Source organism: Bartonella sp. HY761 (assembly GCF_026743145.1).
Lineage (GTDB): Bacteria > Pseudomonadota > Alphaproteobacteria > Rhizobiales > Rhizobiaceae > HY038.
In genome coordinates, this window is sequence record NZ_CP104888.1 from 109318 (window position 1) to 126709 (window position 17392).

15 protein-coding genes are annotated in these 17392 nt (G+C 38.8%); 8 read left to right on the forward strand and 7 right to left on the reverse strand.

Annotation, left to right across the window (positions count from 1 at the left end):
• Positions 1-75: 75 nt before the first annotated feature.
• From pbpC to N6A79_RS15040, 3 genes are all read left to right on the forward strand, one after another.
• The gene (gene pbpC, locus N6A79_RS15030) at positions 76-2409 is read left to right on the forward strand and encodes a penicillin-binding protein 1C (protein WP_263499798.1); all 2334 of its coding nucleotides are present in this window, start codon (positions 76-78) and stop codon (positions 2407-2409) included.
• Positions 2410-2614: 205 nt separating this feature from the next.
• Positions 2615-4288 (forward strand): SEL1-like repeat protein, encoded by a 1674-nt coding sequence (locus N6A79_RS15035; RefSeq protein WP_263499799.1) that lies wholly within the window; start codon positions 2615-2617, stop codon positions 4286-4288.
• A gap of 261 nt (positions 4289-4549) precedes the next feature.
• Positions 4550-5758 carry an aldose 1-epimerase family protein gene (locus tag N6A79_RS15040; protein ID WP_263499800.1) on the forward strand — a complete coding sequence of 403 codons (1209 nt, stop codon included), beginning with the start codon at positions 4550-4552 and terminating at the stop codon, positions 5756-5758.
• 485 nt (positions 5759-6243) lie between these two features.
• Here the strand turns inward: N6A79_RS15040 and N6A79_RS15045 are convergent, their stop codons facing one another.
• The 3 genes from N6A79_RS15045 to N6A79_RS15055 form a co-directional block, all read right to left on the reverse strand.
• Positions 6244-6924, reverse strand: coding sequence for a tetratricopeptide repeat protein (locus N6A79_RS15045; RefSeq protein WP_268547634.1), 681 nt, complete (start codon positions 6922-6924; stop codon positions 6244-6246).
• Between the two features lie 50 nt (positions 6925-6974).
• The gene (locus N6A79_RS15050) at positions 6975-7778 is read right to left on the reverse strand and encodes a tetratricopeptide repeat protein (protein ID WP_263499802.1); all 804 of its coding nucleotides are present in this window, start codon (positions 7776-7778) and stop codon (positions 6975-6977) included.
• A 94-nt stretch (positions 7779-7872) separates the two neighbouring features.
• Positions 7873-8778 carry a tetratricopeptide repeat protein gene (locus N6A79_RS15055; protein WP_263499803.1) on the reverse strand — a complete coding sequence of 302 codons (906 nt, stop codon included), beginning with the start codon at positions 8776-8778 and terminating at the stop codon, positions 7873-7875.
• A gap of 450 nt (positions 8779-9228) precedes the next feature.
• On the opposite strand from N6A79_RS15055, the gene N6A79_RS15060 reads away from it, so the two are divergent.
• Both N6A79_RS15060 and N6A79_RS15065 read left to right on the forward strand, forming a co-directional pair.
• A complete protein-coding gene (locus N6A79_RS15060; RefSeq protein WP_263499804.1) occupies positions 9229-9954 on the forward strand; it encodes a tetratricopeptide repeat protein in 726 nt (241 codons plus the stop codon).
• A 96-nt stretch (positions 9955-10050) separates the two neighbouring features.
• The gene (locus tag N6A79_RS15065) at positions 10051-10665 is read left to right on the forward strand and encodes a methyltransferase family protein (protein ID WP_263499805.1); all 615 of its coding nucleotides are present in this window, start codon (positions 10051-10053) and stop codon (positions 10663-10665) included.
• A 484-nt stretch (positions 10666-11149) separates the two neighbouring features.
• Here the strand turns inward: N6A79_RS15065 and N6A79_RS15070 are convergent, their stop codons facing one another.
• On the reverse strand, positions 11150-12061 hold the full coding sequence (locus N6A79_RS15070; RefSeq protein WP_442784292.1) for an MBL fold metallo-hydrolase: 912 nt from the start codon (positions 12059-12061) through the stop codon (positions 11150-11152).
• Between the two features lie 331 nt (positions 12062-12392).
• Between N6A79_RS15070 and N6A79_RS15075 the strand changes: the two genes are divergently transcribed.
• Positions 12393-12746, forward strand: a complete 354-nt coding sequence (locus tag N6A79_RS15075) for an MmcQ/YjbR family DNA-binding protein (RefSeq protein ID WP_263499807.1) — start codon at positions 12393-12395, stop codon at positions 12744-12746.
• Positions 12747-12754: 8 nt separating this feature from the next.
• Here the strand turns inward: N6A79_RS15075 and N6A79_RS15080 are convergent, their stop codons facing one another.
• Together N6A79_RS15080 and N6A79_RS15085 are read right to left on the reverse strand one after the other, a co-directional pair.
• Positions 12755-13291 (reverse strand): tetratricopeptide repeat protein, encoded by a 537-nt coding sequence (locus N6A79_RS15080; RefSeq protein ID WP_263499808.1) that lies wholly within the window; start codon positions 13289-13291, stop codon positions 12755-12757.
• Between the two features lie 16 nt (positions 13292-13307).
• Entirely contained in the window at positions 13308-13541 is a 234-nt protein-coding gene (locus N6A79_RS15085; RefSeq protein ID WP_263499809.1) for a tetratricopeptide repeat protein, read from the reverse strand.
• A 474-nt stretch (positions 13542-14015) separates the two neighbouring features.
• Here N6A79_RS15085 and N6A79_RS15090 point away from each other — a divergent pair, with 474 nt between their 5' ends.
• Together N6A79_RS15090 and N6A79_RS15095 are read left to right on the forward strand one after the other, a co-directional pair.
• Positions 14016-15227 (forward strand): hypothetical protein, encoded by a 1212-nt coding sequence (locus N6A79_RS15090; RefSeq protein ID WP_263499810.1) that lies wholly within the window; start codon positions 14016-14018, stop codon positions 15225-15227.
• A 215-nt stretch (positions 15228-15442) separates the two neighbouring features.
• On the forward strand, positions 15443-16654 hold the full coding sequence (locus N6A79_RS15095) for an MFS transporter (RefSeq protein ID WP_263499811.1): 1212 nt from the start codon (positions 15443-15445) through the stop codon (positions 16652-16654).
• Between the two features lie 148 nt (positions 16655-16802).
• On the opposite strand, the gene N6A79_RS15100 is transcribed toward N6A79_RS15095, so the two are convergent.
• The gene (locus N6A79_RS15100) at positions 16803-17249 is read right to left on the reverse strand and encodes a hypothetical protein (protein WP_268547637.1); all 447 of its coding nucleotides are present in this window, start codon (positions 17247-17249) and stop codon (positions 16803-16805) included.
• Positions 17250-17392 lie beyond the last annotated feature (143 nt).

The following is a 17392-nucleotide window of genomic DNA, read 5'->3' on the forward strand; positions in this document are numbered from 1 at the left end:
ATAAACCGTGACAAAATACGCCATGATGATATCATGGCGTATTTCATATGAAGACTTAAAACTGGTATGGCTTAAATGCGGCGGCGTTTTTTTACAAAATCAAGATTGCGGCGATATTTACGCATTTTTCTTTATAGCTTTGCTTTTTTAAGCTTGGTACTTATCGCGCTGCGCCTTTGGCCCCACACACCGCTTAAACAACAATTTTCCTATTCAAGGCTTGTTAGCGACCAAAATGGGCAAATTTTGCGTTTAACCTTGAGCAAAGACGATCATTATCGACTTTTTGTGCCGCTTCAAGAAATGTCACCGGTAATGATTGAAGCAATTATGCTAAAAGAGGATCGCTATTTTTATTCCCATTTTGGCGTTAATCCCTTTGCGCTGTTTCGCGCTAGCCTTGCGACTTATATTGGCGGCAATCGCCAAGGCGCGTCCACCCTTACCATGCAACTAGCGCGCAAAATTTACAATATTAATTCGCGTTCAATCTCAGGTAAAACGCAACAAATATTAGCAGCCCTTTGGTTAGAAGCGCGCTACAGCAAAGCGGAGATTTTAGAAGCCTATCTTAACCTTGCGCCAATGGGTGGCAATATTGAAGGCGTGGAAGCGGCTGCGCAAATTTATTTTCATAAATCTGCGCAGAAATTATCCTTAAATGAAGCCCTTGCCTTAGCTGTTATTCCGCAAAGCCCAACTAAACGCGCGAATTTTGGACTTGAGACCCAAAAAGCACGGCTATTATTAATGACTGATTGGCGCGACGCCAATAAAAATGATCCGCGCAGTGCGGCATTAAATGATTTACCAATAACCGCTTATACAAGGCGTGATTTGCCATTTTTAGCCCCCCATTATAGTAATTATCTGCTTGCCAATTACCGTGAAGACCAGTTGCAGGGCACCCTCGACTTAAAATTGCAAAAGGCGATAGAGGCAATTAATACTGGCTATATTAAAGATCGCAGCCGCTTAGGTATCCGCAATAGCGCCATTTTAATCATTGATAGCCGCGATATGGGCATAAAGACCATGATTGGCTCAGCAGATTTTTTTAATGAGAAAATCCATGGCCAAGTTAATGGCACGATAGCCGCGCGCTCGCCGGGGTCAACAGTAAAGCCGTTTTTATATGCTTTGGCGATTGATCAGGGCATTATCCACCCAATGACCATGCTTAAAGATGCGCCAACGATGTTTGGATCGTTTCAGCCCGAAAATTTTGATGGCCGTTTTGTTGGGCCGCTATCGGCGCAAGAAGCGCTTATCCGTTCGCGCAATGTGCCTGCCGTCTGGCTGGCCAGTAAAACCCGTAAACCAAGCCTTTATCAGTTTTTAAAAAATGCTGGCATTACGGGTCTGCGGCCAGAAGAAAGCTATGGACTATCCATTGCCCTTGGTGGCGGCGAGATGAAAATGTTGGAACTTGCCAGTCTTTATGCCAGCCTTGCCAAAGACGGCAAAAGACAGTTTCCGCGCTTTTTAAAAACCGAGCTTTATCATGAGGGCGAGGCACTAATATCACCAGAAGCGAGTTTTATCACCCGCCAAATGCTTTATCAAAACCCGCGCCCCGATGGTTTGCCAAAAGATCGCCGTGGAAAAGATTGGCCTGTTGCATGGAAAACCGGCACATCATGGAGTTACCACGATGCTTGGACAAGTGGCATGATTGGCCCCTATATTGTGGTGGTATGGATTGGCAATTTTGACAATAGCGGCCCGACTGCCTTTATTGGTGTGCGTTCTGCAGCGCCGTTATTTTTTAAGATTGCTGATGCTTTGCCAATTTTAAAGCCCAATGAAAAGCAATTAGTACAATTGCCGCCTAAAAATGTTGTGCGTGTTGATGTTTGTGCCGCCTCTGGCGATCTACCTAATGAATATTGTCCAAAACGAAAGCAAACTTGGTTTATTGCCGGCGTTTCGCCAATTAAAATTTCCAACCTACATCGACCACTAATGATTGATACACGCAGCGGCGAAATTGCCTGCCCACCTTATGATAAGCCCTATATTAAACAAGAAATTTTTGAGTTTTGGCCAAGTGATTTAAATGCATTATTTGACACGGCAGGCTTGCCACGGCGTAAACCACCCACGCAAAAAACATGTGGTATTACAGTTAAATCTGACAATATGTCCCCACCGCAAATTCGTTATCCGTTGGTGAATGTCACCTATGTTTTAAAGCGCGATGATGAAAATGATCATATACGCTTAGAGGCGGATGCGCCGGCCGGCGTAAAACGGCTTTATTGGTTTGAAAAAGACCGCTTTCTTGGCGTTGTAACTCCAGGAACAAGCCTTGATTGGCGGCCAAAACAGGCAGGGCGCATGCAATTGCGAGTAAGTGATGAAAATGGCAATACGGCCTTGCGTACAATTAATGTAAGTTTTAATTAAATTTGTTAAAAATTAAAATATTTAATTTGCCATTGATACAAAATACTAAATTTTAAGAGCGTTTAACAATAAAGAGACGTGCTCTAGATGTATAAAAGCAAGCAAGTGCTATTTACATTTTTATCTTTTGGCATTTACATTAAATCTGATGCATATGAGCCTGTGTAAAACAGCTTTGTTATTGGTTAAATAATAGGGATTAAAAATGAGCCGCATTTTACAAATTGTAATGAGTATTTTTTTCATTGCCATTATCGGCACAATTGCTTTTGTTTTTATCCATTATCCCGATCATCACGTCACGCGTCTAAAAGCCGATCTTGGCGACAGTCATACCCAAGTTAAACTTGGTATGCTATATTATACAGGTGATACTGTCAGCCAAGATTATGACATAGCAAGGCACTGGTTTACGCTTGCGGCAGAGCATAATAATGCTCAGGCTCAATTTAATTTGGGTGTTATGTATAAGCAAGGGCAAAGCTTTGCCCAAGATGACGCCAAAGCTCGCGAATGGTATGAGCGTGCGGCTAAACAAAACGACCCAAACGCCCAAAACAATTTAGCTTTTCTCTATATGAATGGTCAAGGTGGCGCAAAAGATACAAAAAAAGCAATTGAATTATTTAAAAGCGCCGCTAATCAAGGTCAAGTTAACGCGCAATTGCAGCTTGGCAGATTATATTATGCCGGAAGCGGTGTTGAAAAGAATTATAGCGAAGCGTTTAAGTGGTTTGAATTAGCAGCAAAACAAGATTATGCACCGGCGCAATTTATTATGGGTGTTATCTATGCTGAAGGCGATGGCGTTGCGCAAGATTATGCCAAGGCGCGCGCGTGGTATGAGCGTGCGGCTAACCAAAATGACCCAAAGGCCCAAAACAATTTAGCTTTGCTCTATGTGAATGGCAAAGGCGGCGCAAAAGACACCGAAAAGGCGATTGAATTGTTTAAAAGCGCCGCCAATCAAGGTCAAGTTAACGCGCAATTTCAGCTTGGCAGATTCTATTATACTGGAAGCGGTGTTGAAAAGAATTATAGCGAAGCGTTTAAGTGGTTTGAATTAGCAGCAAAACAAGATTATGCACCGGCGCAATTTATTATGGGTGTTATCTATGCTGAAGGCGATGGCGTTGCCCAAGATTATGCCAAGGCGCGCACGTGGTATGAGCGTGCGGCTAGCCAAAATGACCCAGACGCCCAAAACAATTTAGCTGTGCTCTATGTGAATGGTCGAGGTGGTGCAAAAGACACAGAAAAGGCGATTGAATTGTTTAAAAGCGCCGCCAATCAAGGTCATGTTGACGCGCAATTGAGCTTGGCGCAATTAAATTATGACGGCAAAGGGGGCCGCCAAAATTACAGTGAAGCTTTTAAGTGGTTTGAACTTGCAGCACGCCAAGGCAATTCTAAAGCACAATTTTATTTAGGCTATATGTATGAAGAGGGCGATGGCGTTGCACAAGATTATACTAAGGCGCGTGAATGGTATGAGCGTGCAGTTAGCCAAGATGACAGGAATGCAAAAAATGCTTTGGCATTGCTTTATATTAATGGCAATGGCGTACCGAAAAACCTAGAAAAAGCGATTGAATTATTTGAAAAATCAGCCAATCAAGGTAGCCTTTCGGCACAAATAAATTTAGCGCGATTATATTATGAAGGCCAGATGGTTCCGCAAAACTATGATACGGCAAAAAAATGGCTTTCTATGGCGGCAAACAAAGGCCATGCCGCATCGCAATTAAATCTTGGTAATTTATATTATGAAGGTAAAGGTGGAAAGATTGACAAGGCGGAAGCGATAAAATGGATAAAGCGAGCGGCAGATCAAGATTTTGGACCAGCCATTCAAAAATTAAAACAAATTGAGCCTTAATTTTACAAGATTTTTCCGGTAATCGTGTCGATATTGACCTCAATCTAGTAAATATTACCTAATTGCCAATCTGCTATTTGGAATAGGCAATTGATAATAAAGTAGATAAAATACAAATAATATTTAAATATTTATACTCTAACGTCATCACTAATAAAGTCTATGCTAATGTATTGATTTTTCGGGTATTTTTATTTTTGATGAAGCTATATCCAATTCTTGTGCTAAATTTGAATCATCTTCGTTTCATGGAGTGATAAAATGAAAAGAACATTAGCACTAACTGCAATTGCAATGATAATTTCTAGTCCACTATCTGCCAAGACATGGGTTCTTACCAGTACTGAGAACAATATTGAAACTGGTAATTGGCAAATGACCAGTCAAGACTTGGCTATCAAGGATAAAGAATTTACTGTTGAGCAAAAACTTCTCCATGGTGGCAAACAAGAAGGCAGCAAGATTATAACCATCACGAGTAAAGATGGGCTTACAATAACGCTTATTCCGACACGAGGCATGAATTTATTGCGTGTTGAAGGTTTTAATACGCGCATGGGATGGGATTCACCGGTTAAGGAAGTGGTTAATCCAGCTTTTATAAATCTTGAAAGTAGAAATGGCGTTGGCTGGCTTGAAGGTTTTAACGAAATGATGGTTCGTTGTGGCTTTGAATGGACGGGCCACCCAGTAACTACAGATGGCCAAATTTACACATTACACGGTAAAGCTGGCAATACACCAGCTTCACAGGTTGAAGTTGAAATTGATGAAAAAGCCCCTTATGAAATCCGTATTCGTGGCCTGGTCAAAGAAAGCACATTTAAAAAAGCAGATTTACAAACTATGACAGAGTTGCGCTATATACCGGGCAGCAATAGTTTTACCCTTCATGATGTTTTAACCAACCATGCTGATTATCCTCATGATTATCAAATCATCTATCACAGCAATTTTGGTACACCTTTGCTCGAAGAAGGGGCGCGTTTTATCGCACCAATGACAAAAATTAGCCCATTCAATGATTATGCAAAGGCAGGTTTGAAAACATGGCAAGATTTTGCCGGCCCAACAAAAGACTTTGACGAAATGGTGTTTAATATTGAACCACTTGCCGATAAAGACCATAAAACCATTGCAGCGGTGATTAATAAAGCCGGCGATAAGGGCGCGGCTATTCAATTTGATATTCGTGAATTGCCTGTTTTAACCCTTTGGAAAAATACAGATACGCAAAAACAAGGCTATGTAACAGGGATTGAACCTGGAACAAGCTATGCTTATCCAGTAACGATTGAAAGGGAGCAAAAGCGCGTCAAGCAATTACAAGCCGGTGAAAGTACTATTTTTGACTTAACTTATACAGTGCTTCATAATAGTGAGCAGGTGAAAGACACTGAAGAAAAAATTAAAAATATTCAAGGCGATGTTCAAATTATTGAAAGCGATACGCCAATCGCCAAAGAATAACATAAGTAAAATAATATTAAAGCTTTTTGCCACTAATTGAACAACGCAATTAGAGCATGCTGACAAGAGTTTATTATAATTGAGCGTGCTCTAATTATTGATTTTATGTATTTGTGAAAGCAAGTAATGGCATATTTTTCAAAAACATTCGGCGCAAAAGCTGTTAATGCAAACGAAATGCTATGGAGAAATTACCATCAGTAAAACTTGTCTATTTGAAATTTTAAGATAGGTTTAAAATTTAAAATAGCCAAATTTGGTCGTTTGATTGTTTATTTTGTCATGGAAGAGTTTCCCAAGATCAAAATCATCTGCCATGACCAATTTGATCTTGGAATTATCGCGACCTAAAATTTTAACGCAATAATTGCGCATAAAACAATATATTCTTTCAAAGTTAAAAGTTGTTTTTTAAAAAATAATAGCTGCTTTAATTCAAACCAAAATCATTGATATGTTCGCGTTTTACCCTAGCAAAAGCTAAACTATTCACCCAATTGCTTTAAGGCTCGATATGCATCCTCATCACCTTGTTGAGCCGCAAGCTTGAATAATTTAATCGCTTCTATTTTATCACTGGCGTACAAAATAACACCAAGATTATATTGCGCTGCAGCATAGCCTTGACTGGCGGCACGCTTGTACCATTTGATGGCTTCCGCTTTATCTTGTTCAACGCCTTGACCATTTTCATAGGCAACGCCAAGGATATATTGAGATGCAGCATAATTTTGTTCGGCTGAACGTGTAAACCACTTTATTGCTTCTGCATTATTTTGATTAACTCCATCTCCATCAAGATAAGCGCGAGCCAGATTATATTGAGCTCTTGCATGGCCTTGTTCGGCAGATAAACCCAACCATTTTACTGCTTCAAACGGATCACGCTCAACGCCAAAACCAGTTAAATAGGCAAGTCCTAAATTATTTTGGGCCGTTGCAGATCCTTGTTCTGCTGCAAGGCGCAACCATTTTATCCCCTCAGCCTTATCTTGTGCAACACCTTCGCCCTTAAGATACATCGTGCCCAAACTGTGTTGGGCATCAACATCACCTTGCTCGGCTTTTTTATGAAGATCTATAATAGTTTCATTGCTGTAACCAAAATTGACAAGCAACATACTTGCCATTGCTATTAATAAAATTTTGATTATGTGCGTTTTCAATGACAACTCCTATAGCGGTTTAATAACCATAATGGCTTTAGATTTATACCTTATTTACCCAATTGTTTTAACGTATCTTGGGCAAATCCATGGCCTTGAGCCGCCGCAAGCTGAAACCATTTAACAGCTTCATCCATATTTTTTTCAACCCCTTCGCCATGCATATAATTACAACCAAGGTTAAATTGCGCATCAGCATATCCTTGATCGGCAGACCGCCTATACCACTTTGCCGCCTCAACCTTATCCATGGTGACGCCCATTCCATTATAATAGATAATTCCTAGATTATATTGAGATTTAGCATCGCCTTGCTCGGCAGCAAGTTTAAATAGCTTAATCCCCTGCTCTCTATCCTTATCAATTCCTTCGCCAAAGAAATATATGTTTGCTAAAGCAAATTGCGCATCGACATAGCCCTGATCTACGGCAAGTTTAAACCACTTTATGGCTTCCAGCGTATTTTTAACTTCCCCCTCACCCGTTAAATAGGCGGTAGCAACATTATATTGAGATCGAACTTCGCCTTGTTCTGCTGCTCGTTTAAACCATTTTACAGCTTCCAGCTTATTCATTTCAACGCCATCACCAAGCAAATATTTAACCGCTAAATTAAATTGAGCTTTTGAAAACCCTTGATCGGCTGAAAGGCGATACCATTTAACAGCTTGCACCTTATCTTGTGCAATGGCTTTGCCGATATCATAGGCTGCCCCCATTTCAAATTGAGCAATTGCATCGCCCTGCTCGGCTTTTTGGCGAAAATCTGCAATAAGGTCGTTACTGTGAGCAAAATTGACGAAAAACATACTGGCTATTGCAATAAAAAAAAGTTTTATAATCGGCGTTTTCAATAACCGCTCCTATAGATGTTTAGGGGCAGCCCCCAAATAGATGATCTGTTTTTAGCTACTGCAATAGCACTAATTATTTAAATACTATGCCAGCTTATCGAGCAAATCGGCGTAAAGCAAGTTTTGCATCAGTATCGCCCTGTTCAGCCGCTAGCTTAAACCATTTGATAGCTTCGGCTCTGTTTCTTTTTACGCCCTCACCATTTATATAGCTAACACCAAGAGTATATTGAGCGTCAGCATCGCCTTGTTCAGCCGCAAGCATAAACCATTTAATCGCTTCCACCTTATCTTGTTTAACGCCCTCACCATCTCTTAGACAAATACCATAATTATATTGACCATCTGAATCGCCCTGCTCTGCAGCAAGCTTAAACCATTTTGCTGCTTCTACTTTATTCTTTTCAACGCCTTCGCCATTGTCATAAGCAATACCCAAATTATACTGTGCTTCGGCATCGCCTTGTTCTGCAGAAAGCCTAAACCACTTGACGGCCTCGGTTTTATCCTCTTCAACCCCCTCACCTTGGTAATAGGCAATACCTAAATTATATTGGGCTTCGGGTGAATCTTGCTCAGCTGCAAGTTTAAACCATTTTACCGCTTCTGCTTTATCCTCTTCAACACCCGTACCTTCATAAAATGCAACGCCAAGGTTGTATTGAGCGTCCATATCGCCTTGTTCTGCAGAAAGCCTATACCATTTTACCGCTTCTTCCTTATTTTCTTCAACACCTTGACCATTATCATAAGCAATACCTAAATTATATTGGGCTGCGGCATCACCTTGATCGGCAGCAAGCCGAAACCATTTTACTGCCTCGACCTTGTCTTCTGTCACGCCATCGCCATCATATAAAGCATTGCCTAGATCAAATTGCGCTTTAACATCGCCTTGCTCAGCTTTTTGACGAAGATCAGTAATTGAGTCACCGCTATAGCCAAAATTAACAAGAAAAATACTTGTCATTGCAATTAAAATAAATCGAATAATCGTCATTTTCAAATGATAGCTCCCGCTTTAGTGTTTAAGAGATAGGAATGTCTTATTTATATGTGATGTTTTTAACTATCGTAATAATTTAACTAATCGCTAAACTATTACCTTAAAAAATATACATATGGCAAGTTGATAAATTGATATGAAGCTGTGGTAAATCTATGAGTAAATCAAATATATATCGCTTTTTTGCTATATTATAATCATAAGGAGGTAATTGACTATTGCAGCTTTTGGGTAGGGGCTATTGCTGCTTGTAAATATAGCACGTGACCATAGATGCTGTTTTATTTATACTTGGCAATAAATTGAAAAAACCAGTATTGCCCCGTCATGCAACATACTTTTATAGGCGCATGGTTTGAATTAAACATTGTCTATAAAATGATTTTATATTTTGTTATTTAGAGTGGTAAGAAAAAAATAAACAAGGTTGATTGGGGGGGCGTTTTGATCTTTAGAGTTTTAGCACTTTTATTCGCTACTGGTTTTGTTCATTTGGCGACGATCTCCTTTGCACCTGCAAATCAACAAAACAAAATTGAACAGACGGATCATCATGAAGAGCCAGATGCTGCGGCTATGCAAAAACTTGCCGAGTTGGAGGAAGAAGCCAAGAAAGGCGATGTTGTGGCACAATTTGCCCTTGCCGATTTTTATGCAGATGGCATGGTCATTAAGCAAGATTTTGTAAAAGCTTTTTTTTGGTTTCAAAAGGCTGCCGAGCAAGGCAATGCTTATGCACAAAACCGTTTGGCGCTATTATATGTTTCAGGACAAGGCACTAACCAAGACGATCAAATGGCTTTGCGTTGGTTTTTAAAGTCGGCCAATAATGGTTTTCCCGCGAGTAAAAATAATCTTGGCCGCATGTATGAAGAAGGAATTGGTGTTGCACAAAATTTTAAACGCGCAGCAAAATGGTATGAAGAAGCCGCCAAAGCGGGTTCGCCGCTCGGACAAGCTAATCTTGCTTATATGTATCAACAAGGTTATGGCGTAGAAAAAAATTTACAATTGGCCTATATGTGGGCACGTATTGCTGGCCAAAATGACCAAAATTTTGTCGGGCGCGCGCAGGAAATAGAAAATTCTTTAAACGACTTGCAAAAGCAACAAGTTGAAAAGGCAATACAGCGTTGTTTACAATCCAATTATAAAAGTTGTGACCTTTAATCATTATTTTAAAAGACACTGTTTTTGGTGTTAAATTAGCCGTAATTCTATTCAATAAGCAAAAATCATCTAGCCTAATAAAATATTGGAAAATCCATGAAAACAATCCATGAAATGGGAAAATATCAACAAAAGCGCCGCTATGTTATTGGCATTATCATTGCGCTTTTAATCTTTGCCTTATTATTTATACGCTCTTCATGGTACGGCCATATGCATGAATATATTGAAGCTTTTGGTCTTAGCTTCATTGTTTTTGCAATTATTGGTCGTTTGTGGTGCACACTTTATATTGGAGGTCGCAAAAGTGCTGAAATTGTTGCCATTGGCCCTTACTCAATGAGCCGCAATCCGCTTTATGTCTTTAGTACTATTGGTGCTATCGGCATTGGTGCGCAAACCGGTAGCTTAATATTAGCTTTGGTCATGGGGCTATTATGTTATTTGGCTTTTTTACGGGTTATTCTAGTAGAAGAAAAATTTTTACAAGGTAATTTTGGTGCACCTTATCAACAATATTGCCAAAAAGTACCGCGTTTTTTTCCTAAGTTTTCGCTTTTTCAAGATGCAATAGAATTAACCGTCAAACCAGACCGACTTTATCGAACTTTTGGTGATGGTCTCGTTTTCTTCATTGCTTATCCTGTGTTTGAATTTATTGAATATTTGCAAGACAGCCAAATTTTACCAGTATTATTCTATATGTACTAAACACATAATTCTTATTTGCAAAATTTGGTATAAAGTTGCCTAACATGGCACTTAAGTAAAATAAGTAAAAATGTAGGGACTACGGTTCCTACTTATGCCTTTTGTTTATCTTGCTTAACCTCTTTGTCATAACAATAATGGATGCTTAGCATGAATTTCTTGGGTTTAATCCCTTTCCATCGCTTTACGAATTAATACTTTTTCTTGAAAATCAAGCCAATATGCTTTGTCATAATTATCAAGCAGGTTATAAAGTGCCATACTACCTTTTTAAAAACCACAATGGTTTCTAAATTTTCAAAAATGTCATCCTGTTGCTCAGTTTTATTTTGCATAATACCCTGCAATTTGAACGGTGTTTGGCTAACTATTTTCCGTGTTATCAGATAATAGAAAAAAATAAGAGCACGTTTGCAAGCTCGATGCAACGTGCTCTATTTTTATACAAGACTAGACTGTTTATAACCGACCATAGTCAAATTTGCTATTCAGCCGGCCATTTACGTTCGCCTTTAATGACCTCAGCACTCATTTCTAATGATGTTTTGCCTTCAAAATTAGGATAGCGCTTTTCCATAGCAGCAATAAGCTCCTTGCTATCTTTGGCTTTTGCCGCCTCCTCATCAAACGCTTTCAAATAATCACGGGTAAATTGTACAGATGCAATGGTAAATGGCTTGCTACCATCCTTATTGTCAACAAAATGCCCCGGAACTACCATTTGTGGTTTTAATGCTTCAATCTCATCAAGCATTTTAATCCAATTAGCTCTTGCTTCTTGGCTTTGAGTATCTGCCATCCAAACATGCTCATTTGCCATAACAATGACACCGCCAACAACCGCCTTATTATCAGCAATCCACAGTGCTGTACGCTCTGGTGCTGGGCCATCAAGTCCAATCACTTTAATCTCATGACCATCCAAGTTAAGTGTGTCGCCGTTCAAAGCTTCTGGCACTATAGTCGTTTTAGGTGCGTTTTGCGCTAAAATATCTTTCCAAAAAGCCAATTTTCCATCTTTACTAGCTTCAATCAATGCAACGGTTTGCGGTGTTGCAAGGATTTTTACATCAGGAAAAGCCGCTTTGATGGTTTCTAAACCAAAATAGTAATCTGGATCGCTATGGCTAATGAACACTGTTTTTAATGGCTTGCCGGTTGCTTTGATCTGCTCGACCAGATTTGCTGCATCAGCGGTTGAAAACTGGGCATCAATCAGCATAACTTCGCTTGGTCCAGTAAGTATTTCTGACGATACAGCAAAAACACCCTTATCGCCAGGATTATAAACGGAAATATCAAGTTTGCCCTTATCACTAGCATTTGCGGTAAAAACGCTAAAAATGGTAAAAAACATGGCAATTAAGCCACAAAAAATTCGGGTGATCATGCTCATGCAGTTTTCCTTTAAAAAAATAACTATCAGTTTAAAGGATTTTTAAAAAGCTGTGAAGCTATTACCGTTTTTAAAAGCCATAAAACAAAGATTTGCACATTTCAAAGCTTATGATCAATTGAAAGTTCGCAAGTAAATTAAGTTCTCTATTTATAATTAAGGGTAAAATCAGTCATTTAAATGTGAATAGAAAGCAAAAAAATAATAGCTTATTATCTTTCAAAATACATTTATAATGATAGAGTATTTTCATTGTTAATTTTATTAACTTTCAATCAGCGTTTTTTTATGACGCATTATTGACTTAAGCTTTGATGAAAAGGCAAATAAAATGGATAGAGCTCAGGTTTTTGCATATGTGCAAAAAAAATATCAAACGATTGAGGAATATCCCTGGCAAAAATACCCAGAATATGCAGTTTTACGGCATAAGGATAACAGCAAATGGTATGGCATTATATTGAATGTACCGCGCGAAAAAATCGGTCTTGAAGGCGCAGGAGATATAGATGTTCTCGATGTCAAATGTGATCCTGCATTGATAGAGCACTTGAGCCATGCGCCAGGCTTTATCCCAGCTTATCATATGAATAAAGATCATTGGATTGGCATTTTACTTAATGGTATTTTGTCGGCTGAAGATGTAAGCAATTATATTGATAAAAGCTTTGAGCTTACGCAATAGTTAGATCACTATATAATAAATATTGTTAGATCATCGGGCATTGTTCCTCCTAGTTCGGCTTGCTTCCATGTTTGTGCATAGTGCTTAAAAAAGCCAAGATTGACTAAGTTATTGCCCTGTATGAATTGAAGGCGTTGTTTTGCTTCAATTATATTTTGGGCAGCGGCTTTTTCATAATATTTAATCGCTTTTTTCATGTTAAGCGTAAAGAATGGACCATTTTCATGAAGTGGTCCTAATTGATACAACGCCTTAGCATGACCTTTTGCCGCCGCTTTGCGATAAAGTTCTACCCCTTCAATTAAAGGTAAATCACCTGCCGATACCCGATGAAAAGGAGAAATAGATGCGTCTAACTGTACTAAACCATATTGAATGACCAAGCCAAAATTAAATTCTACCAATGTCGATTGTTGGTTTAACGCCCTTCGATAATAGCGGGCAGCAAGTACGGTGTTTGCTTCCACCCCTTGGCCTGTATAATAAAGCCAACCAAGAACCGCCTCCCCCATTGGATCATCTTGTTTTGCAGTTTTTTGAACCATTTTGCAGCAATTTTTTTCATCTCGCTGAAATCGCCAAAGCCATGAAGATAATATAACCAATAATATTTTGATGATGAATATGGCCTTGATTGGCTAATTTTAAAAACCACGCAAAAGCTAGGTTCTTATTTTGCTTTACACCAATCCCATCGATATATGCACGGCTAAGCCAATTATAGGCTTTTAAATTTTGGTGGTTGGCGCCCCGTTGAAAAAGGTTCAGCGCCTTTTTAAGATCTTCTTTAACCACGATACCTTGATAATAAACCCACCAAGTTCAACCTGCGCAGCAATATTACCAAAAGCATCCCCCAATTTTGCTTTTAAAAAATGATAATAAGGCAATTTTCCAACATATTTAATGATATGAATGAAACAATAAAGCAATATAAATGCTATAATTGAATATTTTAAAGCAGGTATATAATAAAATGTCATTTCAAACTCTTAAATATTGCCTTTACTATTCTATGATTTATCGTTCCTCACAACTGGATTGCCGAGCTATTTTATCCAATTATGTAAAACATTTTCATCTTTTTGGCTTCCCACACGCTTAACATTCTAATCTTTACAAATTAATTGTTTTACGGCAAATTTGATTACTATATTTTTTTAATACTATATTTAAAGTGTGTGAGAAAAATATGAAATATTTTGCACAACCTATGGTTAAAAATAGCGCATATATTTCTAATCGACGTGATATGTTTTGAGGGGTTTTATGAAAAAAATTTGTATTACTATCGGACTTTTTTGGCTTGCATGCCTTCATTTGTCCACTGCTTTTGCGCAAGATAGTATATTGATCTTTGAGGATGATATAGTCAAATGGCAAGCACAGGATGGAGCAAAAATTTATCGCTTTAATGATATCACAATTAAAGTTACCCCCTCATCAAGTGATGATGATTTTAAAGTGCGTTTTGATATTAGTAAGCCCAATGCAAAAGCCCTTACCTTTGAGGATTATGGCCGCATCGGCAATATAAGTTTAGCGCGCTTTAGCGAAGGTGCTGATTATAATATTGTTCTATCAATCTTTAGTGGTGGCGCCCATTGTTGCAGTGAAGTTTATGTCGTAGATTATAGTAATGGTGCAAAGCTAATTAATGTTGGTTCGTTTGATGGGGACATTATGCTGCCAAAAGATATTGATGGTGATGGTTTAATGGAATTTATCACCTATGACAGCAGATTTTTTATGTTTTCAGCCTATGCAGGGGCTATGCCACCAATGCAAATATTAACCATTGATAATGGTGCTGTACGCAATGTTACCAAAGATGAGCGTTTTATTCCTGCCCATGAAAATTATTTCAAAATTCAATCTACTGCTTGCAACAGCATGGTAAAGGAAAATACCGGTGCATGCGCCGGCTTGCTTGGAACCGCGGCCTTGCTTGGTGTTTTTGATTCAACTCTGCAAATGTTAGACTTTGATAGCCCGGGGCAAGAACCTGTAAATTCGATGGCGCCCTATTCTGTTTGCAATGATGCGCAATGCAAGCAACCAAAGACATTTAATGATGAAAAATCAGCTTTTATTCATGCTATGAGTGTTTGGGGCTATCAACCTAGCCAATATAGCGAAAATAAGGATTTGACCGCCTTTGTCAAGCGCTTAAAGGGTAAACAATTTGGCGAGAATAGTGACGCCTGCATGGACGGCCCAGCATCACTTAAAACAATTACCACCAATAACCGCCATATTGTTTATGAGCTTTCGCGTTATGAAGCTGGTTGTGCCTTTGAAAATGGTGCCATTATTGGCAATAGCCTTATGGCAAAGGCTGTTTGTATGGGAGAAGGGGAACCTGCTTGGCTTGAAAACCATATTTATAATTATGATGGTAATATTTTGGCACTTTCGTCTTTCACCTCGACCCGATTTGAAGATATTTATGTGCAAAATATGAAGCCGTGCGGCAATTAAGCCGGTGAAAGAAAAATTGGGTTTTAATCCTAGATCGAACAATCTTGCTGGCTGGTGAATCAAAGCAAGCATATTTTCAATATTTACAAAAATAAAAAAGGTAAGATCAAAGTTGATCGCAAACTAGTGGTTTTACCGTTTAGGATTAAAAGAAGTAGGTAAAGTTTAGAAAATTTAAATTATTACATAACGACCAGAGGTTTTGGGAGGACCATATGGAAACAGATAAGCGGAACCGAAAAAATTTAATGCTGCTCACCATAGCGCAAGCTCTTGGTGCATCAAGTCCGCCAATTATCATTTCCCTTGGTGGTTTGGTGGGGCGTAATTTAAGCGAAAATCCTGCTATCGCCACCCTACCCGTTTCCATCTATCAAGCCGGCGTTGCTTTAAGTGTTGTACCGGCAGCACTGCTTATGCGGCAATTGGGCCGGCGCCATGCCTATTTTTTAGGGGCTTTATTTGGTGTATTATCAGGTGTTGTTGCTGCTTTTGGTATTATTCATGGTTCGTTTTTTACATTTTGCATAGGCACTTTATTGGCCGGCGTTTATGGCGCCCATGTGCAAAGCTATCGATTTGCAGCAACTGATGATGTAGCGATTAATATGCGTAACCGCGCCATTTCATGGATTATGGTTGGCGGCCTTATTGCCGCAATTATTGGCCCGCAATTAGTCATTTGGACAAGAAATAGTTATGAAGGCATTGAGTTTGCAGGTTCATTCTTTAGTCAAACCTTTCTGGCCTTGCTTGCCTTGCCCGTTTTATTCTTTTACCGCCCAAAAACTAAACGCGAAAGCACCACTCGCAGCGACGAGGTTACCTCGTCTAAAACTGCGCCTAAAATTATTGAAATCTTGCGCATTCGGGGCTTTTTATTGGCTGTCATAGCAGGTGCCATTTCTTATGCCTTGATGAGCTTTTTAATGACGGCTACCCCCATGGCCATGCATGACCATAACCATTCAATTAACCATGCCGCTCTTGGTATTCAATGGCATATTTTAGCCATGTTTCTTCCAAGTTTTATAACTGGCCGTTTGATTAATAAATTTGGCGCGGAGCGTATTTCTGCCATTGGTCTTAGCCTTATCATGCTATCGGCTTTGGCGGCGTTAACTGGCTATAGCTTACTTAGTTTTTTCAGCGCTTTGATTTTACTTGGCCTTGGCTGGAACTTTGGTTTTATTGGCGCAACATCAATGATAGCAGCTCTATCAACGCCGGAAAACAAGACAAAAATGCAAGGCATAAATGATTTTATTGTTTTTGGCAGCGTTGCACTATCATCGTTTTTATCTGGTACATTATTGCAAAGCGCCGGCTGGGTTTTCATCAATTTGATGGTTTTTCCCATTGTACTTGCTATTCTTATACCGCTTCTTTGGCGGCAAAAAACGATAAAAAAACATGATCGAAAATAATAAAATAGGGTGTAAATAGTCAAGCTATAAAAAGCAAAAAACTAACCTAGAGCGCATTTCGATCTGATTGGATCAGATCAGCGCTCTAATCCGTTGTTTACACCGCATTTCTTGTCCGAAAAACGCATCCCACTTTTCAAAAAACGCTCTAATAGGCTGCATGTCCTTCGCCATAAAAATCAATATAAAGCCATTTAAAAATCGCTCCAAATAATAAACCTAGCATAATCGACGAGGTAATAAATGAAAAACCTAATAGTCCAGCCTCGCTATCATGCAAGTAATCACCCCATATAAAAGTTAACAGAAACGATAGTGCAGTTATAACTTGCGTATAAATAAAAATAACCAATGTTTGTTGGTATTTTACTTTTTTAAAAAATTTATAAAGTGGCAAAGCAACGCAAATTAATATTATTAAATTTATAATTGGCAAGTAAACATCAACTATTAAAAAAAACGGATAAACCGCCTCTATAAATAGGTTTTTTGAATAATAATCATTTATGTCAATCAAATATATTAAGCTAGCAAGCGGCAAAACCATGATGCTAATAAAAAAGCTTAAACAATAGATTTTTATAAATTTTATCATAAGCCACCCACATAATGTCACAAGAATAATGTGGTATAGTATTTGATAAGATTTAAAAATGTAAAGACCTTTTATTATATTCTATCTTAAAAAATGTGAATGGAAATTTAGTAACCGATCTTCCGATAAAGCAAAAATCCTTT

Coding starts and splice junctions, on each gene's coding strand:
- N6A79_RS15090 (WP_263499810.1), top strand. CDS start 14,016: ATGAAAAAAATTTGTATTACTATCGGACTTTTTTGGCTTGCATGCCTT.
- N6A79_RS15065 (WP_263499805.1), top strand. CDS start 10,051: ATGAAAACAATCCATGAAATGGGAAAATATCAACAAAAGCGCCGCTAT.
- N6A79_RS15080 (WP_263499808.1), bottom strand. CDS start 13,291: ATGGTTCAAAAAACTGCAAAACAAGATGATCCAATGGGGGAGGCGGTT.
- N6A79_RS15100 (WP_268547637.1), bottom strand. CDS start 17,249: ATGATAAAATTTATAAAAATCTATTGTTTAAGCTTTTTTATTAGCATC.
- N6A79_RS15070 (WP_442784292.1), bottom strand. CDS start 12,061: ATGAGCATGATCACCCGAATTTTTTGTGGCTTAATTGCCATGTTTTTT.
- N6A79_RS15075 (WP_263499807.1), top strand. CDS start 12,393: ATGGATAGAGCTCAGGTTTTTGCATATGTGCAAAAAAAATATCAAACG.
- N6A79_RS15055 (WP_263499803.1), bottom strand. CDS start 8,778: ATGACGATTATTCGATTTATTTTAATTGCAATGACAAGTATTTTTCTT.
- pbpC (WP_263499798.1), top strand. CDS start 76: ATGCGGCGGCGTTTTTTTACAAAATCAAGATTGCGGCGATATTTACGC.
- N6A79_RS15040 (WP_263499800.1), top strand. CDS start 4,550: ATGAAAAGAACATTAGCACTAACTGCAATTGCAATGATAATTTCTAGT.
- N6A79_RS15035 (WP_263499799.1), top strand. CDS start 2,615: ATGAGCCGCATTTTACAAATTGTAATGAGTATTTTTTTCATTGCCATT.
- N6A79_RS15095 (WP_263499811.1), top strand. CDS start 15,443: ATGGAAACAGATAAGCGGAACCGAAAAAATTTAATGCTGCTCACCATA.